The sequence below is a fragment of the Stenotrophomonas maltophilia group sp. RNC7 genome, from assembly GCF_030910085.1.
Taxonomy (GTDB): domain Bacteria; phylum Pseudomonadota; class Gammaproteobacteria; order Xanthomonadales; family Xanthomonadaceae; genus Stenotrophomonas; species Stenotrophomonas sepilia.
Window position 1 is genome coordinate 1 of the sequence record NZ_JAVFVN010000410.1, and the last position, 554, is coordinate 554.

Annotated in this window: 1 pseudogene; it reads right to left on the reverse strand. The window is 60.6% G+C overall.

Features of this window, described 5'->3' with window-relative positions:
- Positions 1-133: 133 nt before the first annotated feature.
- Positions 134-554 (reverse strand): annotated as a pseudogene (locus tag RCF13_RS06905) (hypothetical protein); the annotation flags it as partial.

Here is a 554-nt window from a genome sequence, read left to right on the forward strand (position 1 = left end):
TCATTCGATTTGTATTGGTGGTTGTTGTCATCGCTCACTCGAACACGCTCGATTCCTTGACGACGTACCCTACTGGTTTCCTCGGTTTTTCGATCACGCCTTCGTCGACCAGGCGCTGCAACCACGCCGTGGCCTACGCGCCGGAAACGTCCAGCGCGCAGGCCACTTCTGTGTCCTTCATAGGTGTGCTCAAAAGTTGCTGAATCGCTGCGCGGACGGCTGCGAAAAGCGCGTCAGCTGGGGGCGATTCCGGCTGAGAAGATTCTTTGGCCTTGTCTGTCGGCGCCACCGCCCCTGGCGTGACTGGCGGCGGTGCTTCCAATGCCGTAGTGGTTGGCTGCGCATCGGAAACAACGTCGACCGGTACCAATGGCTCGCTCGCGGCCAGAGGCGCGGCGTCGGCTGGCACGGGCGCCGTTGGCTTGGAGTCAGCCGACGTTGGGTCTTCGTTTGAAAATAGCCAAAAACCAACCTGTGGAGATGCCGTCGGCGTTGGCATCGCCACGTTGAACACGTCCTCGGAGGAATCCAGGGTTTGCGGGTTCGGCCAGGGA